A 26308-nucleotide genomic window follows, 5' to 3' on the forward strand; every position below is an offset into this window, starting at 1 on the left:
CCCCCCCCCCCCCCCCCCCCCCCCCCCCCCCCCCCCCCCCCCCCCCCCCCCCCCCCCCCCCCCCCCCCCCCCCCCCCCCCCCCCCCCCCCCGCCGGTCAGTTCGTCCCCCCCACACATGGCGGGGCGGGACGGCGGACGCCAACTCGTATCCGGACTGACGGCACTTGCCCGTTTTGTTCATCACCTGTTCGGCAAGACGAAGGCTCCGCACACCACTTCCGGGCAGGGTGTGACCAGGCGGACCTCCGATGAGAGGCGGACGGGCCTGCCGAGGTGCGGCTCACGGTGATTAGGCTGGGAGGGGGGCACGGCGTCCGGACGGTGAATACGGCGCCGGTGTCCCGAGGGGGAGAGCCGGTGGATCGGACTACCTCACACGAATACGGATGCTGAGAACGACACGACATGGTCGTCGCGCCGGCACGGCATGAGGGTGCTCGACCACACCAGGAGGAACTGTGAGCAGCGATCGGGACGGGATCCGCGGGGGCTGGGCCACACCCGGCGATGACCAGCCCGACGCGGAGTCCCTCAACGAGATGACGGGCGAGTTCACGATCGACTACGCGCCGCCCGCCTGGTACACGCAGAACGCGGCCGACGGTTCCGCGCCGGCGACCGGCGCACCGGGCGGCTCGGGACCCGCGGGGGCGTCCGACGCCGAGAGCGGGCCGGGCGCCGGTCCGGGGCCGGGCGGGGCGGCCGCCGGTGCTGGTACGGCGCGCGCCCCTCAGCCTCGTTCGCCGTTCCCGCCGGGGGCGCCGATCCCCGGGCTGACCCCTCCTCCGCACGCCCAGCAGGGCGGCGGGCGGCCGGGTCCCGGGGCGCCCTTCACCCCGCCGCCGCCCGCGCCGACGTCCGGTCCGGGTGCGCCGTTCACGCCCCCGCCGACGTCGGCCCCCGGAGCACCGTTCACGCCGCCGCCCGCTTCGACACCGGGTGCGCCGTTCACGCCGCCGGCCACCACGACGCCCGGGGCGCCCTTCACGCCTCCGGCGGCTTCGGCGCCGGCCGCCCCGGCGCCGGGTGCGCCGGGCACTCCGCCGCCCGCTTCGACACCGGGTGCGCCGTTCACCGCGCCGCCCGCGTCAACTCCCGGCGCGCCGTTCACTCCTGCGCCCGTGGCGACGCCGGGGGCTCCGTTCACGCCTCCGCCCGCCGCCACGCCGGGTGCGCCGTTCACGCCCCCGGCGCCGAGGGCGGACGCCGGTGCGCCGGCCGCGCCTCCCAAGGCACCGTTCATCCCGGCCCAGGCCCCGGCTCCGGCCCCTGCTCCGGCCGTGCCGCCCGTCGGCGGTCCGGCCGCCGTACCGCAGTTGCCGGTCGGTTTCGAGCCGCAGCCCGCCGCCGAGAAGCCGGAGCCCGAGCCCGAGCCCGAGGAGGGCAGCGGTGACCTGGAGAGCGGTTCGACGATGCGGTTCTCCCCCGTCGCGCTGAAGCGCGAGACGGCCGAGGCCGCCGGGCCCGTCGCCGCCGACAAGGTGGAAGAGGAGGCCGAACCCGGGGCCGCGGCCGTCGCACTCCCGGCGAGTGAGGAGGCCGACGCCGAGGACTCCGCGGACACCGGCGAGGAAACGGCCGAGGACGCATCCCCGAGCGACGAGTTCGAGGGCACGGACGCCGACGCCGAGGCCGAGAACGAGGCCGCTGCCGAAGTCGATGCCGAGGCCGAGAACGAGGCCGCTGCCGATGCCGACAGTGCGGCCGAGGCGGAGGAGACGGTGCGGGAAGCCGCTCCCGCGGACGACACGGACGAGGACGAGCCCCGGGACGCGGCCGTCGTGGACGCCCAGGACGACGGCACCGGCAACGACGCCGGGACGCGCTCCGAGACCGACGAGGCCGTAGCCGCCGTCGCCCCAGCCGAGCCCCCCGCCGTCCCCGCGCCCCCGGCCCCGCCGCAGGACGCGCCCCCGGCCCCCGAGGACCTCGTGCCCACCGGCTGGGCTCCCCCGCCGACGCCTCCGGCGGTGGTTCCGCCGCTGCCGCCGTCGTACCAGCCCGCGGCGCCCGCGCCCGCCGCCCAGTGGCCGGTCCAGCCGGCGGCACCGGAGCCCGCCCCCGGTCAGGCACAGCCCCAGCCCGCCGCCGCGCAGGGTCCGCAGCCGTTCCAGCCGCAGGCACCGCTGCCCGCACCCGCCGCCTGGAACCAGCCGGCGCCCCCGCAGCCCGGCCAGCCGCAGCCGTACGCCCCGCAGCCCCCCGTGCCCGACGCGCAGGGCGGCTACGGCTTCCCGCAGCCGGGCGCTCCCCTCCCGCCCGCGCAGGCACCGGGCGGTTACGGCTTCCCACAGCCAGGACAGCCGCAGGCCCAGGTCCCGCCCGGCGGTTACGGGTTCCCGCAGCCGGGCCGGCCGCCGCAGGCCGCCCCGCAGGACCCGCGCGCCGCACAGGCCGCACCGCAGCAGGCGCCGCAGAACCCGCAGGCGTCCGACCCGCAGGCCGTGCCGCCCCAGCCGCCCGTCGACCCCCGGGCGGGTGCCGCCTGGCCGCAGCCCATCCAGCACGACCAGCGGCAGATGACCAACCCCGGCGCCGCGCCGCTGGGTTACACCGCCGCCGTGGAGCTGTCCTCCGACCGGCTGCTCAACAACAAGAAGCAGAAGGCGAAGAGCGGCCGGCCCGCCGCCGCGTCCTCCCGGTTCAAGATCGGCGGGAAGAAGGAGGAGGCCGAGCGGCAGCGCAAGCTGGATCTGATCCGCACGCCGGTGCTCTCCTGCTACCGGATAGCGGTGATCAGCCTCAAGGGCGGGGTCGGCAAGACCACCACGACCACCGCGCTCGGCTCCACGCTCGCCACCGAGCGCCAGGACAAGATCCTCGCCATCGACGCCAACCCGGACGCCGGCACGCTCGGCCGCCGCGTGCGCCGCGAGACCGGCGCCACCATCCGCGACCTGGTCCAGGCGATCCCGTACCTCAACTCCTACATGGACATCCGGCGGTTCACCTCGCAGGCCCCGTCCGGCCTGGAGATCATCGCCAACGACGTGGACCCGGCCGTCTCGACCACGTTCAACGACGAGGACTACCGGCGCGCGATCGACGTGCTGGGCAAGCAGTACCCGGTCATCCTCACCGACTCCGGCACCGGTCTGCTGTACAGCGCCATGCGCGGGGTGCTCGACCTCGCCGACCAGCTGATCATCATCTCGACGCCGTCCGTGGACGGCGCGAGCAGTGCGAGCACCACGCTGGACTGGCTGTCCGCGCACGGGTACGCCGACCTGGTGTCGCGGTCCATCACCGTGATCTCGGGGGTCCGCGAGACCGGCAAGATGATCAAGGTCGAGGACATCGTGGCGCACTTCGAGACGCGCTGCCGGGGCGTCGTGGTCGTTCCCTTCGACGAGCACCTGTCCGCCGGTGCCGAGGTCGACCTCGACATGATGCGGCCCAAGGTGCGGGAGGCCTACTTCAACCTCGCGGCGATGGTCGCCGAGGACTTCGTCCGGCACCAGCAGATGCACGGCCTGTGGACCAACGACGGCAACCCGCCGCCGGTGGCCGCCCCGCCGATGCCCGGCCAGCCCCTGCCCGCCCAGCAGCCGTACGCCCCCGGCCAGCCGCAGCCGTACGCACCTGGTCAGCCGCAGGCACAGCCGTACGCGCCGCCCGGGCAGCCGTATCCCCCGCAGCCGCACCCGCAGCAGCAGCCGTACGGCCAGCCGCAGCCCGGCGCCCAGCCCTACCCGCAGCAGCCGGGGTACGGCTATCCGCAGCAGCCCCCGCAGCCGCCGCAGCCCCCGCAGCAGTAGCCGGAACGCCGAAGGGCGGTCGGTGCCTCGCCGCACCGGCCGCCCTTCGGCGTCACGCCTCTGCTGAACTCGCCGCTGATCAGGCGTTCTCGGCCGCCACCAGTTCCCGGCAACGCTTGACGTCCTCGGCCATCTGCTCGAGCAGGGCGTCGAGGGAGTCGAACTTGGCCTGGCCGCGGACGTAGGCCAGGAAGTCCACGGCGACGTGCAGGCCGTACAGGTCGAGGCCCACGCGGTCGATGGCGTACGCCTCCACCGTGCGCTCGGTCCCGTCGAACTGCGGGTTGGTGCCGACGGAGATCGCGGCCGGCATCACCTCGCCCTGCGCGTGCAGGTAGCCGGCGTAGACGCCGTCGGCGGGGATCGCGGTGTGCGGGAGGGTCTCCACGTTGGCGGTGGGGAAGCCCAGCTCGCGGCCGCGCTGCGCGCCGCGCACCACCACGCCCTCCACCCGGTGCGGGCGGCCCAGGATCTCGCGGGCGCCGGCCATGTCGCCCTCGGCGACCAGGCGCCGGGTCAGGGTCGAGGAGAACGGCTCGCCGCCGCCCGCCTCCCCGCGCACGAACAGGTCGACGACCTCGACCTCGAAGTCGTACACCTTGCCCTGCTCGACGAGGAACTCGACGTTGCCCGCGGCCTTGTGGCCGAAGCGGAAGTTGGGGCCCTCGACGACCGCCTTGGCGTGCAGCTTGTCCACCAGGACCTTCACCACGAAGTCGGCGGCCGACAGCTTGGAGAACTCGGTGGTGAAGGGCAGGATCAGGACCGCGTCCACGCCCAGCTCCGCCATCAGCTCCGCGCGGGTGTGGTGCGGGGCGAGCAGCGGCGGATGGCTGCCGGGGCGGACGACCTCGCTGGGGTGCGGGTCGAAGGTGACGACGACGGCCGGGATGCCCAGCTCACGGGCTCGCTCCACGGCATGCCGGATGATCAGCTGGTGACCGCGGTGCACACCGTCGTAGGACCCGATGGTGACGACGCTGCGCCCCCAGCCCTCGGGGATGTCCTCCAAGCCACGCCAGCGCTGCACTGTGTCCGCTCCTCGAACCTGTGTCCGTTGTCCGTCTTACGCAGGTCTAAGGGTGCCATGTTTGCCGGACCCGTCTCACACCGGCACGGTCGCTGTGACCGGGCGCACGTGTCCGCGCTCACGCCGGGACCCGGACGCCCGCCAGGTTTCCCAGCATGCGGCGGGTGCTGGGCCCGACCACCGCCGCCCAGTCCTGCGGGGTGTCGGTGAGCCAGCGGGCCATCAGGGCCGCGAAGCCGGGGACGTGCCGGCCGAGGTCGACCAGCCCGCGGTCGAAGCGGGTCGCACCGTCCGGGGTGCGGACCAGCAGCAGCCCGGTGCGCCTGACCAGCTCACGCATCCCGTCGCCGTCGTCCTCGCGCTGTGACGCGGCCGCGTGCAGCAGCGCGTCCAGGACGCCCGGGTCGCGCTCACGGTCCAGCAGGAACTCCAGGAGCTCCTGGCGCAGCGGTCGCGAGGCGGGCGTGCCGGCGGCGCCGAGTACGGTCGCGAGGGCCGCCCGGACCGGCTCGGGGCCGTCGGCGAGCAGCTCGGTGACCAGCGGCAGCAGGACGGTACGGGACTCGGCGCCCTGGTCCAGGCGGCGCTCGACGAACCCGGCCACCTGCCCGGCCAGCTCCGGCCGCAGCTCGGCGGCCTCCAGGACCAGCTCGGTGACCCGCCGGGCGACGGCGGGCGACGTGACGTGGGCGAGGGTGCGCAGGACCTGGCCCGCGTCCGGTCCGCGCAGCCGGGCGCGAAAGGCCTCCAGGACCTCGTCCGAGTGGGTGGCGAGGGCGGGGAGCAGGGCGGCGGGGGTCAGCTGGTGGTCGCCGTCGGCGAAGTGCCGCAGCGCCTGCGGGAGATGGCGGGCGCGGGTCGCGGGGTCGCGGACCAGCAGGGCGAGGGCGCCGCCGTGCAGGGTGCAGTCGGCGGGGCGGGCGAGCAGGGCGAGGGCGGCGTAGCGGAGGAGTTCGCGGTCGGGTTCGCTGTGCACGTGCGGGGCGGTGCGCAGGCCGTGGGCCACGGCGGCCACCCGGCGGGCGGGGCGCTCGTCGTGCGCCCAGCGGTCCACGGCCCGGCACACCGCCGACGGTTCGTCCTCGGCCAGTACGGCGAGCAGTTCGTCGCCGCGCCGGTGCGCCGCGTCCACCAGCACCTCGGTCAGCTCGTCCAGGGCGCGGTGCCGGTGGGTGTGCAGCAGCGCCTGGGCCGCCGTCGCCACGGTGGCGTGCGGCATCGCGGGCAGCGGCCGTTCGTCGTCGAACCACCGGGTGAGACACGGCTGTACGGCGATGGGGTCGGCGGCCAGCAGCCGGGCCACGGCGTCCAGGTAGCGGGGGGCGGCGCCGTCGGGCTCCTCCGTCGGTGGCCGGGTCGGCGCCCGGGTCGGCCGGGGTCCGAAGCGGCTGATGCCGGCGGTCTCCGGCAGCGGCTCGTCGGCGAGGACGAGCCTGCGCAGCAGGTCGAGGCGGTCGGCGTCCGGGAGCGCGAGCGCGGTCCAGAAGTCCGGGCCGAACTCCGGGGCCGCGGGGCGCTGCCGGCCCACGACCCGGTCGGCGAGCAGCCGCAGCACCCCGGTGTACGGGGTCGCGTCGGGCAGCCCCAGCAGGGTCTGGGTGAGCAGGCGCGCGGCCCACCAGGAGCCGGGGTCCAGGTCGAGGGCGTACGCCAACTCGTCGAGCCGCGGCGCGAGTCGAGCGGGCCCGTACTCGCGGTCGAGCAGCAGCAGCGCCTGGACGACCGGGCCGGCCCTGTGGTGCGGGACGGGCAGCGGGTGGGCGCCCAGGGGGCTGCGGGGGCGGTGGACGAGGGCGTGCAGGGCCTCGTCCAGGTCCAGGTGCATGCCCTGGATCCAGTCGGCGAGCTCTTCGTGGGCGAAGCGGTACCCGCCGCCCGCGGGCACCAGCAGGCCTTCGGTGAGCACGGCGGAGGCCCAGCCGGAGCCGCCGCCGAGGTGGGCCGGGACGGGTCCCCAGGGGAACACCGCTTCGAACGACTCCCGGTCCAGCTCGCCCTGCCCGGGTCCGAGGCTGCGCCGGGCTGCCTCGTGCACCTGCCCGGAGACCCTGGCGGCGAGCCGTCGTACGGCCGTGCCGCGCAAGCCGTTCTCGGCGGCCAGGCGGACCGCGATGCGCAGGCACATCAGGTCGAGGTAGGCGGCGAAGACGTCGTGCCGGTCGAGCGGGTCGCCGTCGCCCGGGGCGTCCGGGAGGGCGGTCCGGACCTCGGAGAGCAGACGCAGGGTGAGGGGGTGGCGGGCGTCGCGGTCGATGAGGGTCCCGTCGGGGATGCCGTAGCGGGAGCGGGCGCGGCGGGCCTCGTCGGCGGAGAGGTCGGTCAGCCGGACGCAGGCGGGGTCGCCGGTGCCCTGGTGCAGCAGCTCCGGCGGGAACTCGGTGCCGGCACGCTGCCAGAACTCCTCGCGGCAGGCCAGCAGCAGGCGGGCGCCGGTGTCGCGCAGCCAGTCGGCGGTGCCCTCGGTCCAGGCGGGGAGCCGGTGGGCGAGGACAGGGGGCATCTCCTCGGGGCCGTCCAGCAGGAGGAGCAGCGGGCGGCCGGCGCGGGCGGCGAGCCTGGCCAGCCGCTCCACGGTCAGCTCGCCGAGGTCGCCGGGGAGTTGGGAGCGGGAGGCGGCGACGATCCGGACCGCGCGCTCCAGGGCGCGGCGGGCCGCGGCGGCGACGGAGTCGTCGGTGTCCCTGAGGTCGGCGCCGCGGAGCCAGAGGGTGGGGGCGGGGGTCGCCTCGCGCGTGCGGCGGGCGGCGAGTGCGGCGAGTTCTGTGGTGCGGCCCGTTCCGGGGGCGCCGACGAGGGCCAGGACGGTGCTGGTTGTCTTTCCGGTGCCGGTGCCGGTGCCTTCGGCGAAGGCCGACAGTTCGGCTGAGGTGACCGAGCGTTCGACCGGTTGCACGGGGTCGGTGAGTTCGCCGGTGAGTGCCATGAAAGGTGGTGGGGCGGCTGCGGGTGCGTGGGGGCCGGTCGCGCAGTTCCCCGCGCCCCTTCGGGGCGCTTCAGGGCGGGGCGCCGTCATGTGGGGAAAGGTGCGGCCCACGTAACCGGCCAGGGCACCCGGGGGGCCGTCCTGGCCCACGGAGGTCGCCGTCAGTTCGAGTACGCCCGCCAGGTTGAGGTCGATGCCGTAGGCGGGGACCGTGGCCGCGTTGGTGGCCAGGAGGTCGGCGAGGGGGCCGCTGCCGGGGTGGTGGAGGGGGACGGCGAAGCCCACGTCGCGCTGGCCGGACTGGAGGGCGGTGCCGAGGACGGCCAGGACCGCGCCGGTCTCCGCGTCCAGGACCGGGCCGCCGGCCGCGCCGCCGCCCAGCCGCAGGGCGTCCCGGCCCGCCGTGCCGATCGCCAGCTCCAGTGCGTCCTCGAGGAGGTGGAAGCGGTCGGTGGCGGTGTACGTCACCTGGGTCGCGGCCAGCACCCGGGCCTCGCGCCAGCGGTCGGCGGCGATGCGCACGTAGGCGCCGGCCGGGATGCGCTCCCGTACGGTGATCGGGAGCGGCTCCACGGCGAGGCCCTCGGTGCGGACCAGGGCCAGATCGTGGGCGGGCAGCGGGACGACGGCGTCCGAGCCGACCACGCAGGTGCGGTCCCCGGCCGCGTGCAGCACGATCCGGGCCAGGCCGTCGACGGCCTCGTGGCTGGTGATGAGCGTCCCGTGGTGATCGGCCAGGAAGCCGGTGCCGCGCGGGCGCCCGGCGAGGTCCCGGATCCGGACCAGCCGCTCGTCCAGCCCCGGCGCCGTCTCCTGCACCGCCTCCCGCGCAGCCTCCGCCGTCCGGCGACCGCTCCCGGTCCGCGGGCCCCGTCCCGCCATGATCGAACCTCCCCGCCCGTACACCCGTGCCCTTGTCCCGGGCTGTCTTCGACCGTAGGCGCGAAATGATCAGCGGGACAGAGCGGGCGGTGAACGCGCCCCCCTCCGCTCCCCCGGTTCACTCCGAGCGCCTGCTCGGTCGGGTGAATAGCCCGGGGCGGGTGGATACACCCTAGGGGTGGGGGAACCGAGGGGGGACCGTGGAGCGGCGGCGGCGCCAGACCCCGTGGTCGCCGCTCCACGGGCAGAAACCGGAGGGCTCAGGTGAAGACGGCGAGGCTCTTCGCCTTGCCCTTCTGCTCCTCCACGAGTGCCAGGAAGCGGCCCTCGGGGTCGAACACGGCGACGGGGCCGCCGCCCGCGTACTCGTCGGGCATCTCCAGGCGCACGCCGTTGGTGAGCAGGCGGGCCCGACGCTCGTCGACGTCCCAGCGGCGGAACGCGGCGCCCGCGGCCTCCGCGATCGGCATCACGGTCAGCTCCTGCTGGAGCTGGTCGAGGGTGCGCGCGGAGTCCAGCTTGTACGGTCCGACGCGGGTGCGGCGCAGCGCGGTGAGGTGGCCGCCGACGCCCAGGTCGGCGCCGAGGTCGCGGGCGAGGGCGCGGATGTAGGTGCCGGAGGAGCAGACGACGGAGACGACCAGGTCGAGGACGGGGGTGCCGTCCTCGGCGACGGCGTCCCGGACGTCGTACACCGTGAAGGACGAGACGGTCACGGGGCGGGCCGGGATGTCGAAGTCCTCGCCGTCCCGGGCGCGCTTGTACGACCGGACGCCGTCGATCTTGATGGCGCTGACCTTGGACGGGACCTGCATGATGGCGCCGGTCAGCTTGGCGATGCCGGTGTCGACGGCCTCGCGGGTGACCTCGGAGGCGTCGGTGGACGAGGTGATCTCGCCCTCGGCGTCGTCCGTGAGCGTGTTCTGCCCGAGGCGGATCGTCCCCAGGTACTCCTTCTCGGTGAGCGCGAGGTGCCCGAGGAGCTTGGTGGCCCGCTCGACACCGAGGACGAGGACACCCGTGGCCATGGGGTCGAGGGTGCCGGCGTGTCCGACGCGCCGGGTGCGGGCGATGCCCCGCATCTTGGCGACGACGTCGTGCGAGGTGAAGCCCGACGGCTTGTCGACGATGACAAGGCCGTCGGGCGGGGTGGGCTTGCTGGTCATTCGGTGGCGTCGTCCGTCTCGTCGGCGTCGTCCTCGCCCGGCTTCCGGTACGGGTCGGCCTCGCCTGCGTAGGCGGCGCCCGCGGAGGCCTCGCGGACCTTCGCGTCGGACTGGCGCGCCCGGTCGAGGAGGTCCTCGATGTTCCGGGCGGTGTCCGGGAGGGCGTCAGCCACGAAGGCGAGGGTCGGCGTGAACTTCACGCCGGCGGCGCGGCCGACCTCGGACCGGAGGATGCCCTTGGCGCTCTCCAGACCGGCGGCCGCCGCCTTCCGCTCCTCCTCGTCGCCGTACACCGTGTAGAAGACGGTCGCCTCCCTGAGGTCACCCGTGACCCGGGTGTCCGTGATGGTGACGTGGGTGCCGAGCCGCGGGTCCTTGATCCCGCGCTGCAGCTTCTGGGCCACCACCTCTCGGATGAGGTCCGCCAGCCTCTTGGCACGCGCGTTGTCGGCCACTGGTCCGTCTCCCGTTCTTTCTTCTTGTCGTTCTCAGGTCTCAGGTCTAGTCGTCGTCGCCGTGGAAGCGCCGTCGCACGGACAGCAGCTCCACCTCGGGGCGGCCGGCGACCAGCCGTTCGCACCGGTCGAGTACGTCGGTCAGGTGCGCGGCGTCGCCGGAGACCATGGCAAGGCCGATGCCGGCCCTGCGGTGAAGGTCCAGGTGGTCCACCTCGGCCGCGCTCACGGCGTACTTCCGCTGGAGTTCGGCGACGATCGGGCGGACGACGGAGCGCTTCTCCTTGAGCGAGTGGATGTCGCCGAGGAGGAGGTCGAAGGACAGGGTCCCCACGTACATGTATGTATCCGGTTAACCCGCCGGTACGGGATCGATGGCCCTGTCAGGAACGGTACCCCGTCCCTGCCGGGGGCTCGACCGACTTTCCCCAGCCGTCACGGGGGGCTGCCCCCGGGACCCGGGAGTTTCCCGGCCGACCACCCGACTCGGTCGGCCTGAGAGGCACCGCCGCGGGGCTCCGCCCCGGACCCGGACCTCGCCCACCCACCACCCGACTCGGTCGGCCGGAAGGGCACCGCTCCGGTCCGCCGACTCGGTCGAGCCGGAGGACACCGCCCCGGTCCGTCGAACAGGGACCGCTCGAGGGGCACCTTTTCAGGCCACCCAGTCGGGTGGTGGGTGGGCGAGGGTGGAGTCCGGGGCGGAGCCCCGTGTCGGCCACCTCTCGGCCCACCGAGTCGGGTGGGTGGGAAAAGTGCCGGCCGACGGAACCGAAGTCCCGTCGGCCGGCTACGCACCGTAGGCGTTACACCCGCGGCTTCTCGCGCATCTCGTACGTCGCGATGACGTCGTCGATCTTGATGTCGTTGAAGTTGCCGAGGTTGATACCGCCCTCGAACCCTTCGCGGATCTCGGTGACGTCGTCCTTGAAGCGGCGCAGGCCCTCGATGTTGAGGTTCTCCGCGACCACCTTGCCGTCGCGGATGAGGCGGGCCTTGGTGTTGCGGCGCACCTCGCCGGACCGGATGAGGACACCGGCGATGTTGCCCAGCTTGGACGACTTGAAGACCTCGCGGATCTCCGCCGTACCGAGCTCGACCTCCTCGAACTCCGGCTTGAGCATGCCCTTGAGGGCCGCCTCGATCTCCTCGATCGCCTGGTAGATGACCGAGTAGTACCGGACGTCCACGCCCTCGCGCTCGGCCATCTGCGCCGCGCGGCCTGCCGCGCGGACGTTGAAGCCGATCACGATGGCGTCGGAGCCCATCGCCAGGTCGATGTCGGACTCCGTGACCGCACCGACGCCGCGGTGCAGGACGCGGATGTCGACCTCTTCGCCGACGTCCAGCTGGAGCAGGGAGGACTCCAGGGCCTCGACGGAACCAGAAGCGTCACCCTTGATGATGAGGTTGAGCTGCTGGACCTCGCCGGCCTTGAGCACCTTGTCCAGGTCCTCCAGGGAGACGCGGCGCGTGCGCTTCGCGAAGGCCGCGTTGCGCTCGCGAGCGGCACGCTTCTCCGCGATCTGGCGGGCCGTACGGTCCTCCTCGACCACGAGGAAGTTGTCACCGGCGCCCGGGACGTTGGTCAGACCCAGGACCTGGACCGGCGTGGAGGGGCCGGCCTCGGCGACGTTGTTGCCGTTGTCGTCGAGCATGGCGCGGACGCGACCGTAGGCGTCGCCCACGACCATCGTGTCGCCGACCCGCAGCGTGCCTCGCTGGACGAGAACCGTCGCCACGGCACCGCGGCCGCGGTCGAGGCGGGACTCGATCGAGATGCCCTGCGCGTCCTGGTGCGGGTTGGCCCGCAGGTCGAGCGAGGCGTCCGCGGTCAGGACGACCGCTTCCAGCAGGTCGTCGATGTGCAGACCCTGCTTGGCGGAGATGTCGACGAACATGGTGTCGCCGCCGTACTCCTCGGCCACCAGGCCGTACTCGGTCAGCTGACCGCGCACCTTGGTCGGGTCGGCGCCCTCGACGTCGATCTTGTTGACCGCGACGACGATCGGGACGTCGGCCGCCTTGGCGTGGTTGAGCGCCTCGACCGTCTGCGGCATGACGCCGTCGTTGGCCGCGACGACCAGGATCGCGATGTCGGTCGACTTCGCACCACGGGCACGCATGGCGGTGAACGCCTCGTGACCCGGGGTGTCGATGAAGGTGATCTTGCGCTCTTCGTCGTTGACCTCGGTCGAGACCTGGTAGGCACCGATGTGCTGGGTGATGCCGCCGGCCTCGCCCGCGATGACGTTCGTCTTGCGGATGGCGTCGAGCAGCCGGGTCTTGCCGTGGTCGACGTGACCCATGACGGTGACGACCGGCGGGCGGACCACCAGGTCCTCCTCGTCGCCCTCGTCCTCGCCGAACTCGATGTCGAAGGACTCGAGCAGCTCGCGGTCCTCCTCCTCCGGGCTGACGATCTGAACCTCGTAGTTCATCTCGCCGGCGAGGAGCTGCAGGGTCTCGTCGGAGACGGACTGCGTGGCCGTGACCATCTCGCCGAGGTTCATCATGACCGCGACGAGGGACGCCGGGTTGGCGTTGATCTTCTCCGCGAAGTCGGTGAGCGATGCGCCGCGGGAGAGACGGATGGTCTCGCCGTTGCCGCGCGGCAGCATCACGCCGCCGACGCTCGGGGCCTGCATGGCCTCGTACTCCTGGCGACGCTGCCGCTTCGACTTGCGACCGCGACGCGCCGGACCGCCGGGACGGCCGAAGGCGCCCTGCGTGCCACCACGGCCGCCGGGACCGCCGGGACGACCGCCGAAGCCGGGACGACCGCCGCCGCCACCGCCGGGACCGCCGCCGAAGCCGCCACCGCCGCCGGGAGCACCGCCGGGACGGCCGGCGAAGCCGCCGCCACCGCCCGGACGGGCGCCACCGCCGCCACCGGGACGACCGGCGAAGCCGCCGCCGCCACCGGGACGACCGGCGCCGCCGGGACGACCCGCACCGCCGGGACCGCGACCGCCGCCACCGGGGCCGGGACGCGGGCCGGCAGCGGGACGCTGCGGCATCATGCCGGGGTTCGGACGCGGCCCCGCGGAGCCGCCGCCGGGACGCGGACCGCCCTGCGGGCGGGGCATGCCGGACGGGCTCGGGCGGGAACCGCCGGGAGCCTGGGGACGCGGACCGCCGCCCTGGGCGCCGGGCGCCTGCGGACGGGGACCCGCGCCGGGGGCACCGGGGCCACCGGGGCGCGGACCGCCCTGCGGGCGCGGGGCCTGCGGGCGGGCCATGCCGGTGGAGCCACCGGACGTGAAGGGGTTGTTACCGGGACGCGGACCGGCCGGACGGGCACCGCCCGGACGCGGGGCCTGGCCACCGGGACGCGGCGCGCCCTGGCCGGGACGGGCGTCGCGCTGGCCGGGGGCCGGACGGCCGCCGGGACGCTGGGCACCCTGGCCCGGACGGGGACCGGCGCCCTGCGGACGCTGACCCTGCGCGGCGGCCTGGCTCGGCGCCGCGGCGGCCGGAGGCGCCGGCGGTGCGGTGAACTCGGGCGCGGCCGGAGCCGGGCGCGGCGCGGGCTTGGGGCCCGGGACGGGACGCGGGCCGGAGGCGGCCGGCGCGGGGGTGACCGGGGCCGGAGCCGGGGTCGCGGGCGCCTGCGGAGCCGCGGGGGCCGCCGGGGCCTGTGCCTGCGGCTGCGGGGCGGCCGGACGCGGGGCGCCCGGCTTGGGGGCAGCGGGACGTGCCGCCTGCGCCGGAGAGGGCGCCGCGGGCCTGGGGGCTGCCTTGCGCGGGGCGGCCTTGCCGTTGCCACCGCCCTGGAACGCGTCGGTCAGCTTGCGTACTACGGGCGCCTCGATCGTCGAGGACGCCGAACGGACGAATTCACCGAGTTCCTGGAGCTTGGCCATGACGACCTTGCTCTCAACCCCGAACTCCTTGGCGAGTTCGTATACCCGGACCTTAGCCACTTCGCTCCTTTTAGGTCCGGGTGCGTCCGGACCGTCGCTACTTCATGGGCGTACTCATCGCGTGCTCATCGAGTGCTCATCGCAATCTCGACCTACTTCCAACTCGCGGGGTACCAGAGCCGCACGGACGTTCCGAACGACGCTTCTTACGGTGTTACTGCTCGACGTACCGGCGCAACGCCTTTACGTCCAGCGGACCCGGGGCGCGCAGCGCCCGCGGGAGTGCCCGGCGGCGCACCGCCTGGTCCAGACAGACCTGGACGGGGTGTACATATGCACCCCGGCCGGGCAGCGTACCGCGAGGATCGGGGACGCATTCGTCCTCGACCGCCACGATCCGCAGCAGTTCGGTCTTGGCCGCTCGCTGCCTGCACCCCACACAGGTGCGCTCAGGGCATGCGCGGGCATGCGTCCGGCCAGACACTGCTAAGTCTACCTCCCCGAACCGACCTCACCCCTTCGGGGCAAAGATCGAACGCCCGTTGTCGTAATCCAAGCCACCTGCGGCTTGGATCTATTCCCCTCGTCCGGGTGAACCGCGGCGGGCCCCGTCGGGAGCCCGCCGGTGATCTACTCGGGCGCCTGTTCGGTGTCCGGGCGGATGTCGATGCGCCAGCCGGTGAGCCGGGCGGCGAGCCGGGCGTTCTGCCCCTCCTTGCCGATCGCCAGCGACAGCTGGTAGTCCGGCACGGTCACCCGGGCGGACCGGGACGTCAGGTCCACGACCTCGACCTTGGAGACGCGGGCCGGGGACAGCGCGTTCGCCACCATCTCGGCCGGGTCGTCCGACCAGTCGACGATGTCGATCTTCTCGCCGTTCAGCTCGCCCATGACGTTGCGGACCCGGCCGCCCATGGGGCCGATGCAGGCGCCCTTGGCGTTCAGGCCCGAACGGGTGGAACGGACCGCGATCTTCGTGCGGTGACCGGCCTCGCGGGCGATGGCGGCGATCTCGACGGACCCGTCGGCGATCTCCGGCACCTCGAGGGCGAAGAGCTTCTTCACGAGGTTCGGATGGGTGCGGGAGAGCGTGACGGACGGGCCGCGGACGCCCTTCGCCACCCGTACGACGTACGACCGCAGCCGCATCCCGTGCGGGTAGGTCTCGCCGGGGACCTGCTCCTGCACCGGCAGGATGGCCTCCAGCTTGCCGATGTCGACGAGCACGTTCTTCGGGTCGCGGCCCTGCTGGACCACGCCGGTGACGATGTCGCCCTCGCGGCCGGCGTACTCGCCGAGCGTGGCGTCGTCCTCGGCGTCGCGCAGTCGCTGCAGGATCACCTGCTTGGCGGTGGTGGCGGCGATCCGCCCGAAGTCCGACGGGGTGTCGTCGAACTCGCGCGCCTCCTGCCCCTCCTCCAGGTCCTCGGGGTCCTCCTTCGCCCACACGGTCACGTGCCCGGTGTTCCGGTCGAGCACCACGCGCGCGTGGCGGCGGCTTCCCTCGGTGCGGTGGTAGGCGATGAGGAGGGCCGACTCGATCGCCTCGACCAGCAGGTCGAAGGAGATCTCCTTCTCCCGAACCAAGCCCCGCAGGGCGCTCATGTCGATGTCCACGGCTACGCCTCCTCCTCTTCCGTCATGTCCTTCTTGTCCTTGCGGTTGAACTCGACCTGCACACGCGCCTTGTCGATCTCGCCGAACGCGAGTCTGCGGGCGGTGGCCTTGCGGCCCTTGACGCCGGGCACCTCCAGTTCGAGGCCCTCGTCGTCGACGTCCAGGATTCTGGCGACCAGCTCCCCGCCCTCGGCCAGCTGGAACCTGACCAGGCGGTCCACGGCGCGCAGGTAGTGCCGGTACTCCGTGAGCTGGCGCTCCGCGCCGGGGGTGCCGACCTCCAGGGTGTACTCCCCGTCGCCCATCGCGTCCGTCTCGTCGAGCTTCGCCGAGAGCTCACGGCTCACATCGGCGATCTGGTCCAGGTCCGCCCCGGTGTCGGAGTCGACGACGACGCGCAGCACGCGCTTGCGTCCGACGGAGTCCACGGCGATCTCTTCGAGATCCAGTCCCTGGGAGGTGACGAGCGGTTCCAGGAGCTCTCGCAGCCTCTCGCTCTGGGTGGTGCTCATCCGGGTGACTCCTCGGCCGCGTGTGCTGTTGTGGGATGGGTCGCGCGTCTGGTCAAAGGGTATCGGGTCGCGGGGGGTGTTGCGTCCGGGTGCGGGGGTGGTGCGGCCGGGCGCCTGTGGGGTGGGGTGGCTTGCGGGCGGGTGCGGGTTCGGTGCGGCCTGGCGCGCGGTTCCCCCGCGCTCCTTGGCTGGCCTCGGCGGGCGGCGTCGGGGTGGTGACGTCAGTTGGAGGGATGCGCGGGTAACGTGATCACGGTCGGGTGCATGTCCGGCCGTGTGTTCGTACGAGCCCCCTTGAGGACGTCTGCCGTGTCGTTCCCCTCGCTGTTGCGCAGAAGGAGCCTGATCGTCTCGGTGGCCTCGGCTGCCGTGCTGACGGGCTGCTCCTCCGGTCCGGACTCCGCCCAGAGCGGTGGGAGTACGTCGGTGTCCGTCCGGGCACGCGCGCGTGCGGCGCGGGACAGCCGGGGGCTGCTGCGCCAGTACGACGCCGTCCTCGCCGCTCATCCCGCGCTCGCGGAGCGCTTGCGGCCGTTGCGGGCGGAAGTGGCGGCGCACGCGGCGGCGTTCGACGAGGGCACGGCTTCCCCCACGGCGACCGGCTCCCCCTCGCGCGCGGCTTCCCCGTCGGCCTCGCCGACCGTGCCCGCCGACGAGAAGTCCGCGCTCGCCTCGCTGGCCGCCGCCGAACGGAGTCTCGCCGACCAGCGGGCCAGGGCACTGCTGGACGTGCCGGGCGAGCTGGCCCGGCTGCTGGCCGGGGTGGCGGCGGCCGGGGCCGGCCACGCGTACCTGCTGACGAAGGGTGACCGGTGAGCGACGAGGCGGAGGAGGGCGTCCTCAAGGCCCTCCAGGCGGCGCTGGCGGCCGAACACGCGGCGGTCTACGGCTACGGCGTCGTCGGCGGCCGGATCGGCGGGCAGCGGCTGGCCGAGGCACGCGCGGCGTACGACGCGCACCGGGCCGGCCGGGACGCCCTGGCCCGCGAGGTACGGGACCTGGGCGGTGCGCCCGTCGCCGCGAGCGCCGCGTACGCGCTGCCGTTCGCCGTCACGGACGCGGCCACGGCCGTACGGCTCGCGGCCGAGCTGGAGGAGCGGGTGGCCGACGTGTACTCCGACCTGGTCCGGGCCGCTTCCGGGGAGCGGCGCGGTTCGGCGGCGGCGGCGCTGCGGGAGGCCGCGGTGCGGGCCGTGCGCTGGCGCGGGGAGAGCGTAGCCTTCCCTGGGCTCGCCGAACGGGCGGGTTCCGGCGCGGGTTCCGGAGCGGCGGCCGGTGGGTCGGCCTCGCCCTCGCTGTCCGCCTCGGCTACCCCCTAGAGACCTGGAACAGGAAAGGAACGACTCGCGTATGGCTTTCGAACCGCCGAGGCGCCTGGTGAGGGCGCTCGGTGAGACGGCGCCGGACGGTGACGAGTGGCTGGAGAAGCTGCCGGGTGCGGTGGAACAGGCCGTCGTGCAACGCGAGTTGACCGTGGAGCGGGTGCAGGTGCCGGGCGGCCGCAGCAGTGTGGTGCTGCTGGTGCGGCGGGCGGACGGCACGCCTGCCGTGCTGAAGCTGGCGCCGCGGCGGGCCAGGCCCCAGAGCGAGGCGGCGGCGCTGGCGCACTGGGGCGGGCTCGGTGCGGTGCAGGTGCTGGAGGCCGACGGGCCGGCGGGGGTACTGCTGCTCGAGCGGCTGCATCCCGAGGTGTCGGTGCGGTCCCTCCCCGAGGCGAAGGCGCTGCTGGAGGCGGCGGGGACACTCCGGCGGCTCTGGGTGCCGCCGCCGCGGGATCACGTCTTCGAGACCGTGGCCGAGCGGACGGGACGGCAGGCCGCGGCGATGGCCGCGGCGGCCGGTGACGCCGAGGTGGCCCCGTTGGTGGCGGCGGCGCTCGCGGCCCGGGAGGAGTTGCTGTCGGCGCCGCCCGAACAACGCCTGCTGCACGGCACGTTCCGGCAGAGCAAGGTGCTGGCCGGGGAGCGGATGCCGTGGCTGGCGGTGGGGCCGGACCCCGTGGTCGGGGAGTGCGCGTTCGATCTGGCGCGGCTGGTGCGGGACCGGGTGGAGGATCTCATCGCGTCGCCCTCCGGGGCGTCGATCACCCGGCGGCGGATCAAGCGGCTCGCGGAGTCCCTGGAGGTCGACCAGGAGCGGTTGCGGGGGTGGACGCTGTTCCGGGCGGTGGAGTCGGGTATCCGTGCGCGGAGGGTTGGGCGGCCGAAGGATGCGGAGCTGTTGCTTGAATTCGCCGGGTGGGTTTAGGGCGAGGTGTTCGGGGTGGCTTCGGTCGTCTGCGGGCCGCGGGCGCATTGTGGCTGGCCGCGCAGTTCCCCGCGCCCCCAGGAGAATTACCCTTCCCCCAGCTTCAAGGCCAGGACCGGACAGTAGGCCGCCGCTCTGCGGGCTCGTTTCCTCGTCCGTGGGGGTATCGGGCGGCCGTCGATCAAGGGGTAGCCCCACTCGTCCAGGGTGATGTGTTCCGGGAGGAGCTCCGCACACAGGCCGTGGTAGACGTCGGTGCAGAGCGTGGTCACCGGTGGGCCCCTTCGGTGTGCAGCAGTGCGGCGGGGGTCTGGCGGGCGGCGCGGACGGTCCGGGCGGTGCGCAGGGCGAAGGCGGTGACCACCGTCGCCACGCAGCTGACGGTCAGCCAGGTCATCCAGTCGGTGCCGGCGTCCGTGCCGATGCCGATGCCGTGGACGAGGGCGACCGGCCAGGAGGCGTAGGCCAGCCAGTGCACGGCCCGCCAGGCGCGGTGGCCGAGGCGGTCCCTGAGGAGGCTGGTGACCAGGACCGCGAGCAGCAGGTCCAGGGCGACCGTGCCGAGGCCGAGCCAGAGCGGCTGGTAGTCGGAGACGAAGGGGACGAGGGCGTCCAGCGCCGTGATGTTCACGTAGCCGTCGACGACCGCCACGCTGACGTGCAGGGCCAGGAAGGCGGTGGCCGAGAGGGAGAGCATGCGGTGCAGGCTCATCGTGCCGAAGCGCGGCAGGCCCGGGAGGCGGACGCGGAGACGGACCGCGATGCCGAGGAGGACGACCACCGTGAAGAGGACCAGGCCGACGGCGCCGGTGGCGCGGTTGGCGTACCAGAGGCTCGGCGAGCAGTGGGCTGACCCGGACCGGGCGGCTGTGGGTGGTGTCGAGTGCGGTGAGTTCGGAGTCGGCGCGGAACCTGCTGCAGGCCGCGTCGACCTCGGCCAGCTGCCGGGCGAGCAGCAGGTTGCAGGAGTCCAGCAGGGCCGGGTCGGTGACGACCAGGCGGACGGTGGTGCCGAGGGCACGCCACTCGGCGGCAGCCGTCGGGCGCGGGGCGCGGGCGGTGGTCATGACGCCCCCGAGGTGGCGTCGGAGGAACTCGATCCGCTGCCGGAGGTGAGCCCGCCGGAGGAGGACTGGAGGTCCGAGGAGGACGAGCCGGAGGTGCGGGAGGAGCCGGAGGAGCCGGTCGACTTCGAGGACGAGGAACCGTCCCTGTCCGACGTCGAGTGGGAGCTGCTTGCGGAGCTGCTGGAACTCGGCGCCGTACCGGTGCCGCTGCCGCTGCTCGCTGTCATGGCGGCGTCCGACTGCACTGTGCCGACCAGGGCGAACACCCCGGCCGCCGCGGCCAGCGTGACGGCCGCCGCCAGGGCCGCCGTACGCCGGGTACCCCGGCGCACCGCAGCGGCCGCGCCCCTTTCCCCGGACTTCTCGCCGTGCACTCTCCCGGTCATGACCGATCCCCTCCTGCGTGACTGCCTGTCACGCATCACGTTCGGGTACCGGCCTGGGAGAAGTCTGTGAGGCTCCCGTACGGGGCCGAAGAACTGTCTGAGACCTTCCTGAAAAGCCGCGGCGGCCCCCGGTGTGTCACCGGGGGCCGCCGCGGCGGGAGTTGGGGCTCAGCTCGCGGTCAGGCGGGCGATCGCCTCGTCCACCGTGAGCTCCTCGCGCTCGCCCGTCTTGCGGTCCTTGAGCTCCAGGACGCCCTCACCGGAGCGGCGGCCGGCGACCAGGATCTGCGGTACGCCGATGAGTTCGGCGTCGGTGAACTTCACGCCCGGGGAGACCCCGGCCCGGTCGTCGACCAGGACCCGCAGCCCGGCCGCCCGCAGCTTCTCCGAGACGTCCAGGGCGAGTTCGGTCTGCAGGGCCTTGCCGGCCGCCACGACGTGCACGTCGGCCGGGGCGACCTCACGCGACCAGACCAGGCCCTTGTCGTCGGCGGTCTGCTCGGCGAGGGCGGCGACGGCGCGGGAGACGCCGATGCCGTAGGAGCCCATGGTCACCCGGACCGGCTTGCCGTTCTGGCCGAGGACGTCGAGCTTGAGGGCGTTGGTGTACTTCTGGCCCAGCTGGAAGATGTGACCGATCTCGATGGCACGGTCCAGCTTCAGGCCGGTGCCGCACTTCGGGCAGGGGTCGCCCTCCAGCACGACGACGACGTCCACGTACTCGTCGACGGTGAAGTCACGGTCCGCCACGACGTTCTTGGCGTGCGTGCCCTCCTTGTTGGCGCCCGTGATCCACGAGGTGCCCGGGGCCACCCGCGGGTCGGCGATGTACTTCACCTTCTCGCCGAGGCCCTGCGGGCCGACGTAGCCGCGGACCAGGTCGGGACGGCCGGCGAAGTCGGACTCGGTGACCAGCTCGACGGCGGCCGGCGCGAAGTGCTCCTCGACCTTGCCCAGGTCGACCTCGCGGTCGCCCGGCACGCCGACGGCCACGATCTCGCCGTCGACCTTCACCAGCAGGTTCTTCAGGGTGGCGGAGGCCGGGACGCCGAGGTGGGCGGCGAGGGTCTCGATGGTCGGGGTGTCCGGTGTCGGGATCTCCTCGAGAGCGGGCACGCCGGAGGCGTCGACCGGCTTCAGCGTGTACGAGATCGCCTCGGTGTTGGCCGCGAAGTCGCAGTTCGGGCAGTCGGCGAAGGTGTCCTCGCCGGCCTCGGCCGGGGCCAGGAACTCCTCCGACTTCGAGCCGCCCATCGCACCGGCGGTGGCGGCGACGATGCGGTAGTCGAGGCCGAGGCGCTCGAAGATCCGCCGGTACGCCTCGCGGTGCAGGGCGTACGACGTGGCGAGGCCGTCCTCGTCCAGGTCGAAGGAGTAGGAGTCCTTCATCAGGAACTCGCGGCCGCGCAGGATGCCGGCCCGCGGGCGGGCCTCGTCGCGGTACTTGTTCTGGATCTGGTAGAGGATGACCGGCAGGTCCTTGTAGGAGGACGCCTGGTCTTTCACCAGCAGGGTGAAGATCTCCTCGTGGGTCGGGCCGAGGAGGTAGTCGCCGCCCTTGCGGTCCTGGAGGCGGAACAGCTCCTGGCCGTACTCGTTCCAGCGGCCGGTCGCCTCGTACGGCTCCCGGGGCAGGAGGGCGGGCAGCAGCACCTCCTGGGCGCCGATCGCGTCCATCTCCTCGCGGACGATCCGCTCGATGTTCGACAGCACCTTCAGGCCGAGGGGCAGCCAGGACCAGATGCCGGCGGCGGTGCGGCGGACGTAGCCCGCGCGGACAAGGAGCTTGTGGCTGAGGACCTCGGCGTCCGCCGGGTCGTCACGCAGCGTCTTCGCCATCAACTGGGACATGCGTTGGACCGGTGCGTTCGCCATGGTTCTCGTACTCCTGCCGGAAAAGGGTGATGGCTAGGAGGTTAGCCGGGCACGCTGTGCCGGTGGAAATCGGTTAACGACGACGGGCTACCGCGGCTACTTGCGGCGGAGCGGCAGGGGCGCGCCCATCACGGCGTACGGCTTCGGGGCGCTGGGGAAATGCACCTGGCGGGCGAGATCGACGTAGCCGAGGGAGTGGTAGAGGCCGCGGGCCGGGCTGTCGGTGTCGATCGCGGAGAGGATCGAGCGGGGCTCGGCGGCGCCGTCGGTGATGAGCGTGATCAGGCGGCGCCCGACGCCGCGGTTCTGGTGGCTCGGGTGCACGTGCAGCTCGGTGATCACGAAGGAGTCGTCGAGCCAGTCGGCGTTGCCCTGGGCGCGGAGGTAGGGCTCCACGACGGTGGACCACCAGTGGGTGCGGGAGTTCGGCATGCCGTAGACGAACCCCACGAGGCGGCCTTCGGCCGTGGCGCCGAGGGCCCTCGCCCCCGGGTACTGCATGTGGCGGAGGACGATCTGGCGGCGGACCGCCACCTCGTCGGGGCCGAGGCCGAATGCGACGGCCTGGACTGCGAGGGCCTCGTCGACGTGGGAGGGGAGGTCCAGGGGGCCGATCACGAGGGACATGGGGGGAGGGTACAGGGGGCGGAGCGCAGGCGTCCGGGCGCGGGCGCGTTGCGGCCGGTCGCGCGGTTCCTCCCCCGGCGCCCCTGACGCCTGTCAGGAGGAGGACCGTCAGAACAGCACGCTCATGAACGCGCCGACCTCTTGGAAACCCACCCTCAGATAGGTCCGCCTGGCCGCCGTGTTGAAGTCGTTGACGTAGAGGCTCACCACGGGGGCGACGTCGGCCAGGGCGTAACGCAGGACCGCTGCCATGCCGGGGGCCGCCAGGCCCATGCCCCGGTACTCGGGGGCGACCCACACACCCTGGATCTGGCAGGCCTCGGCCGTGGCCGCGCCGATCTCCGCCTTGAAGACGACCTTGCCGTCGTCGTCGATCCGGGCGAACGAGCGGCCGGAGCCGACGAGTTCGGCGACCCTCGCCTGGTAGAGGAGGCCGCCGTCGCCGGCCATCGGGGAGACGCCCACCTCCTCCGTGAACATCGCCACGCACGCCGGCATGATCGTCTCCATCTCGTCCTTGCGGATGCGGCGGACGTACGGATCCGGAGCGATGTCGGCGGGCATGTGGTCGGTGACCATCAGGGGCTGGTGGCCGCGCACCTCGCGGGCGGGGCCCCAGTGCGGTTCCAGGAGGCGCCACAGCTGGGCGGTGGCCTCCGCAGGGCCGACGATCGAGGAGCAGCGGCGGCCGGCCCGGCGGGCCCGGTCGGCGAAGGCGCGGACGGCGCGCGGGGTGGCGCAGATCGGGACCAGGTTGGCGCCGGCGTAGCAGAGGGACGTGAGCATGCCGTCCTCGTACCAGCCCCACATCTCGCCGCCGAGGCGCCAGGGGTCGAGTCCTGCCACCTGGACACGCGAGGTCACGAAGGCGTTCGCGACCGGCTCGCGGTCCAGTACGGCGAGCGCGGCGTCCAGGTCACTCGGTTCGAGCACCCGTGAGGTGGTCTGCGTCAACACGTGCGGGGCCTCACGCTGATGGGTTCTGCTGATCTCCGCACTGTACCTGCGGAAGCTTGGCCGTGCCGCCCCGCGTGCTGCGAAGTGGCCGCCGCCTGGGGTTCCGTCCCTGGGGGCTGCCGCCCCCAGACCCCCGCTCCGGCCTCCGGCCTTGTCCTCGAACGCCGGACGGGCTGAGTCGTTCAGCCCCTCCGGCGTTTGAGGAGCGGGGTCCAGGGGGCGGAGCCCCTGGCGGGGTCGCAGGGGCGGAGCCCCTTCAGGACGGGACGGGTAGGGGCGGCGGGGGCGAGGAGATCCCGCCCGCAGACGGTGTCAGCCCGCCACCGACACCGACGGCTCCCCCGACTCCGTGCCCTCCGCCTCCATCTGCTCGGCCAGCTTCATGGCCTCCTCGATGAGGGTCTCCACGATCTTCGACTCGGGAACCGTCTTGATGACCTCGCCCTTGACGAAGATCTGCCCCTTGCCGTTGCCGGAGGCGACACCGAGGTCGGCCTCGCGCGCCTCCCCGGGGCCGTTCACCACGCAGCCCATGACGGCGACCCGGAGCGGGACCTCCATGCCGGTGAGGCCCGCGGTGACCTCTTCGGCGAGCTTGTAGACGTCGACCTGGGCCCGGCCGCAGGACGGGCAGGAGACGATCTCCAGGCCGCGCTGCTTGAGGTTGAGGGACTCCAGGATCTGGTTGCCGACCTTGACCTCCTCGACCGGCGGCGCGGACAGGGAGACGCGGATCGTGTCGCCGATGCCCTGGGAGAGGAGGGCGCCGAAGGCGACGGCCGACTTGATCGTGCCCTGGAAGGCCGGGCCGGCCTCGGTGACGCCGAGGTGGAGCGGGTAGTCGCACTGGGCGGCGAGCTGCCGGTACGCCTCGATCATGACGACCGGGTCGTTGTGCTTGACCGAGATCTTGATGTCCCGGAAGTCGTGCTCCTCGAAGAGGGACGCCTCCCACAGCGCCGACTCGACCAGGGCCTCGGGGGTCGCCTTGCCGTACTTCTGGAGCAGCCGGCGGTCCAGGGAACCGGCGTTGACGCCGATCCGGATCGGGGTGCCGTGGTCCTTGGCGGCCGCCGCGATCTCCTTGACCTTGTCGTCGAACTGCTTGATGTTGCCGGGGTTGACGCGGACGGCGGCACAGCCGGCCTCGATGGCCGCGAAGACGTACTTCGGCTGGAAGTGGATGTCCGCGATGACCGGGATCTGCGACTTCTTGGCGATGGTCGCCAGGGCGTCCGCGTCGTCCTGGGTCGGGCAGGCCACCCGCACGATCTGGCAGCCGGACGCCGTCAGCTCGGCGATCTGCTGGAGGGTGGCGCCGATGTCGGACGTGCGGGTCGTGGTCATCGACTGGACCGAGACCGGGGCGTCCCCGCCGACCGCCACGGAGCCGACCTGGATCTGCCGGCTCTTCCGGCGCTCGGCGAGCTTGGTCGGAACGGACGGCATGCCGAGAGAAATCGCAGTCATCTGCTGTGCAACCCCAAGTCGTGGATCTAGGTCCAGGTCCCGTCGTAAGCGGGTTCCAGGCTCCGAGATTACGGCACCGGCACTGGAGCGAGCACATCCCCCACCCGTAAACCCACTCGATGGAAGCGGCCCGGAACACAGTGTTCCGGGCCGCCTCGAACGCCGTATGGCTACGAGATTTTGACCGGGTTAACCACGTCGGCGATCAGGACGAGGACGGTGAAGCAGATGAAGACCCCGGCCACCACGTAAGCCACCGGCATCAGCTTCGCCACGTCGAACGGGCCCGGGTCCGGGCGGCGCAGGACCCTGGCCAGGTTGCGGCGGAGCGACTCCCACAGGGCGCCCGCGATGTGGCCGCCGTCCAGCGGGAGGAGCGGGAGCATGTTGAAGAGGAAGAGGGAGAGGTTGAAACCGGCCACGAGCATCAGGGCCATCGCCAGCTGCTCGGTGGGCGGGATGTCCAGTGTGAAGATCTCGCCGCCGACGCGGGCCGCGCCGACCACGCCCATCGGGGAGTCCGCCTGACGCGGGGCGCCGTCGAAGGCCGCGTCCCACAGGGCCGGGATCTTGCCGGGCAGGCTCACGATCGAGTCGACGGCCTCGCCGACGCGGTCGCCCATCCAGGTCAGGGACTCGCCGAAGTCCTGACGGACGATGCCGGTGGCGGCGCTGAAGCCGAGGAAGCCGGCGGTGACGTACTGGCCCTGGACGATCTGGCCGCTGGAGTCCTTCTTGGCGACCTGGTTGGTGGCGATCTTCGCGTGCAGGGTGACGTCCTGGCCCTTGCGGTGGACGACGATCGCGACGTCCTTGCCGGGGGTGGAGCGGATCAGGTCGGAGAGCTGGTTCCAGCTGTCCGTCCTGACGCCGTTGAAGGAGACGATCCTGTCGCCGGCCTTCAGGCCCGCGGCGGCGGCCGGGGAGGCTGCGTCGGTCTTCTTGCAGGTGTCGCGGTTCTCGCTCTGGGCGATGACGCACTGGGAGACCGAGCTGACCGTGGTGGTCTGCTGGCTGATGCCGAAGCCCATCAGGACCGTGAGGAAGAGCGCGACCGCGAGGACCAGGTTCATGAAGGGGCCCGCGAACATCACGATCACGCGCTTCCAGGGGGCGCGCGTGTAGAAGAGGCGGGTCTCGTCGCCCGGCTGGAGTTCCTCGAAGGCGGCCGAGCGGGCGTCCTCGATCATGCTGCGCCAGGGTGAGGTGGAGCGGGCGGTGACCCGGCCGTCGGCGCCCGGCGGGAACATGCCGATCATGCGGATGTAGCCGCCGAGCGGGACGGCCTTGATGCCGTACTCCGTGTCGCCCTTGCGGCGCGACCAGATGGTCGGGCCGAAGCCGACCATGTACTGCGGGACGCGGATGCCGAAGAGCTTGGCGGTGGAGAGATGCCCCAGCTCGTGCCAGGCGATCGAGACCAGCAGGCCGATCACGAAGACGACTATGCCGAGGATCATCATCAGGGC

Annotated in this window: 21 protein-coding genes; 5 read left to right on the forward strand and 16 right to left on the reverse strand. The window is 73.3% G+C overall.

The window, feature by feature from the left end; all coding sequences use genetic code 11:
• Positions 1-459: 459 nt before the first annotated feature.
• Entirely contained in the window at positions 460-3759 is a 3300-nt protein-coding gene (locus tag ACZ63F_RS29085) for an SCO5717 family growth-regulating ATPase (RefSeq protein ID WP_469715209.1), read from the forward strand.
• Between the two features lie 79 nt (positions 3760-3838).
• Here ACZ63F_RS29085 and ACZ63F_RS29090 read toward each other — a convergent pair whose 3' ends face one another.
• The 9 genes from ACZ63F_RS29090 to rimP form a co-directional block, all read right to left on the reverse strand.
• Positions 3839-4789, reverse strand: coding sequence for a bifunctional riboflavin kinase/FAD synthetase (locus ACZ63F_RS29090; protein ID WP_469715211.1), 951 nt, complete (start codon positions 4787-4789; stop codon positions 3839-3841).
• A gap of 118 nt (positions 4790-4907) precedes the next feature.
• Positions 4908-8594 (reverse strand): trypsin-like peptidase domain-containing protein, encoded by a 3687-nt coding sequence (locus tag ACZ63F_RS29095; protein ID WP_469715214.1) that lies wholly within the window; start codon positions 8592-8594, stop codon positions 4908-4910.
• Positions 8595-8854: 260 nt separating this feature from the next.
• On the reverse strand, positions 8855-9760 hold the full coding sequence (gene truB, locus ACZ63F_RS29100) for a tRNA pseudouridine(55) synthase TruB (RefSeq protein WP_469715217.1): 906 nt from the start codon (positions 9758-9760) through the stop codon (positions 8855-8857).
• Positions 9757-10215, reverse strand: coding sequence for a 30S ribosome-binding factor RbfA (gene rbfA, locus ACZ63F_RS29105; RefSeq protein WP_351959585.1), 459 nt, complete (start codon positions 10213-10215; stop codon positions 9757-9759). Before rbfA ends, truB begins: the two co-directional genes overlap by 4 nt.
• A gap of 46 nt (positions 10216-10261) precedes the next feature.
• Complete coding sequence (locus ACZ63F_RS29110) at positions 10262-10555, reverse strand: DUF503 domain-containing protein (protein WP_046732584.1); 294 nt, start codon at positions 10553-10555, stop codon at positions 10262-10264.
• A gap of 466 nt (positions 10556-11021) precedes the next feature.
• Positions 11022-14141, reverse strand: a complete 3120-nt coding sequence (gene infB / locus ACZ63F_RS29115) for a translation initiation factor IF-2 (protein WP_469715223.1) — start codon at positions 14139-14141, stop codon at positions 11022-11024.
• A 154-nt stretch (positions 14142-14295) separates the two neighbouring features.
• A complete protein-coding gene (locus tag ACZ63F_RS29120; protein ID WP_093498774.1) occupies positions 14296-14565 on the reverse strand; it encodes a YlxR family protein in 270 nt (89 codons plus the stop codon).
• Between the two features lie 146 nt (positions 14566-14711).
• Positions 14712-15698, reverse strand: a complete 987-nt coding sequence (gene nusA, locus ACZ63F_RS29125) for a transcription termination factor NusA (RefSeq protein WP_469715230.1) — start codon at positions 15696-15698, stop codon at positions 14712-14714.
• A gap of 2 nt (positions 15699-15700) precedes the next feature.
• Positions 15701-16210, reverse strand: coding sequence for a ribosome maturation factor RimP (gene rimP, locus ACZ63F_RS29130; RefSeq protein WP_469715233.1), 510 nt, complete (start codon positions 16208-16210; stop codon positions 15701-15703).
• Positions 16211-16474: 264 nt separating this feature from the next.
• Between rimP and ACZ63F_RS29135 the strand changes: the two genes are divergently transcribed.
• Genes ACZ63F_RS29135 through ACZ63F_RS29145 form a run of 3 tightly spaced genes read left to right on the forward strand, consistent with a single transcriptional unit; the run spans position 16475 to position 18457 of the window.
• Complete coding sequence (locus ACZ63F_RS29135; protein ID WP_469715237.1) at positions 16475-17026, forward strand: hypothetical protein; 552 nt, start codon at positions 16475-16477, stop codon at positions 17024-17026.
• A complete protein-coding gene (locus ACZ63F_RS29140; protein ID WP_469715240.1) occupies positions 17023-17529 on the forward strand; it encodes a ferritin-like domain-containing protein in 507 nt (168 codons plus the stop codon). The genes ACZ63F_RS29135 and ACZ63F_RS29140 overlap by 4 nt, the downstream gene beginning before the upstream one ends.
• A 31-nt stretch (positions 17530-17560) precedes the next feature.
• Positions 17561-18457 (forward strand): aminoglycoside phosphotransferase family protein, encoded by an 897-nt coding sequence (locus tag ACZ63F_RS29145; RefSeq protein ID WP_469715242.1) that lies wholly within the window; start codon positions 17561-17563, stop codon positions 18455-18457.
• Between the two features lie 86 nt (positions 18458-18543).
• Here ACZ63F_RS29145 and ACZ63F_RS29150 read toward each other — a convergent pair whose 3' ends face one another.
• Both ACZ63F_RS29150 and ACZ63F_RS29155 read right to left on the reverse strand, forming a co-directional pair.
• Positions 18544-18729: a ferredoxin gene (locus ACZ63F_RS29150; protein ID WP_469715245.1), complete on the reverse strand. Its 186-nt coding sequence runs from the start codon at positions 18727-18729 to the stop codon at positions 18544-18546.
• Positions 18726-19238 (reverse strand): ferric reductase-like transmembrane domain-containing protein, encoded by a 513-nt coding sequence (locus tag ACZ63F_RS29155; RefSeq protein WP_469715247.1) that lies wholly within the window; start codon positions 19236-19238, stop codon positions 18726-18728. Before ACZ63F_RS29155 ends, ACZ63F_RS29150 begins: the two co-directional genes overlap by 4 nt.
• Position 19239: 1 nt before the next feature.
• Here ACZ63F_RS29155 and ACZ63F_RS29160 point away from each other — a divergent pair, with 1 nt between their 5' ends.
• On the forward strand, positions 19240-19980 hold the full coding sequence (locus tag ACZ63F_RS29160) for a hypothetical protein (RefSeq protein ID WP_469715250.1): 741 nt from the start codon (positions 19240-19242) through the stop codon (positions 19978-19980).
• 98 nt (positions 19981-20078) lie between these two features.
• Here the strand turns inward: ACZ63F_RS29160 and ACZ63F_RS29165 are convergent, their stop codons facing one another.
• The 5 genes from ACZ63F_RS29165 to ACZ63F_RS29185 all read right to left on the reverse strand — a co-directional run bounded on the left by ACZ63F_RS29165 (position 20079) and on the right by ACZ63F_RS29185 (position 26302).
• Complete coding sequence (locus ACZ63F_RS29165) at positions 20079-21785, reverse strand: proline--tRNA ligase (protein ID WP_469715253.1); 1707 nt, start codon at positions 21783-21785, stop codon at positions 20079-20081.
• A gap of 96 nt (positions 21786-21881) precedes the next feature.
• Positions 21882-22412, reverse strand: coding sequence for a GNAT family N-acetyltransferase (locus ACZ63F_RS29170; protein WP_469715257.1), 531 nt, complete (start codon positions 22410-22412; stop codon positions 21882-21884).
• A gap of 108 nt (positions 22413-22520) precedes the next feature.
• Positions 22521-23369, reverse strand: coding sequence for a GNAT family N-acetyltransferase (locus tag ACZ63F_RS29175; protein ID WP_469715259.1), 849 nt, complete (start codon positions 23367-23369; stop codon positions 22521-22523).
• Positions 23370-23681: 312 nt separating this feature from the next.
• Positions 23682-24839, reverse strand: coding sequence for a flavodoxin-dependent (E)-4-hydroxy-3-methylbut-2-enyl-diphosphate synthase (gene ispG / locus ACZ63F_RS29180; RefSeq protein ID WP_351706690.1), 1158 nt, complete (start codon positions 24837-24839; stop codon positions 23682-23684).
• Between the two features lie 170 nt (positions 24840-25009).
• A complete protein-coding gene (locus ACZ63F_RS29185) occupies positions 25010-26302 on the reverse strand; it encodes a M50 family metallopeptidase (RefSeq protein ID WP_469715741.1) in 1293 nt (430 codons plus the stop codon).
• Between the last annotated feature and the right edge of the window lie 6 nt (positions 26303-26308).

The sequence above is a fragment of the Streptomyces sp. NPDC104761 genome (genome assembly GCF_055583445.1).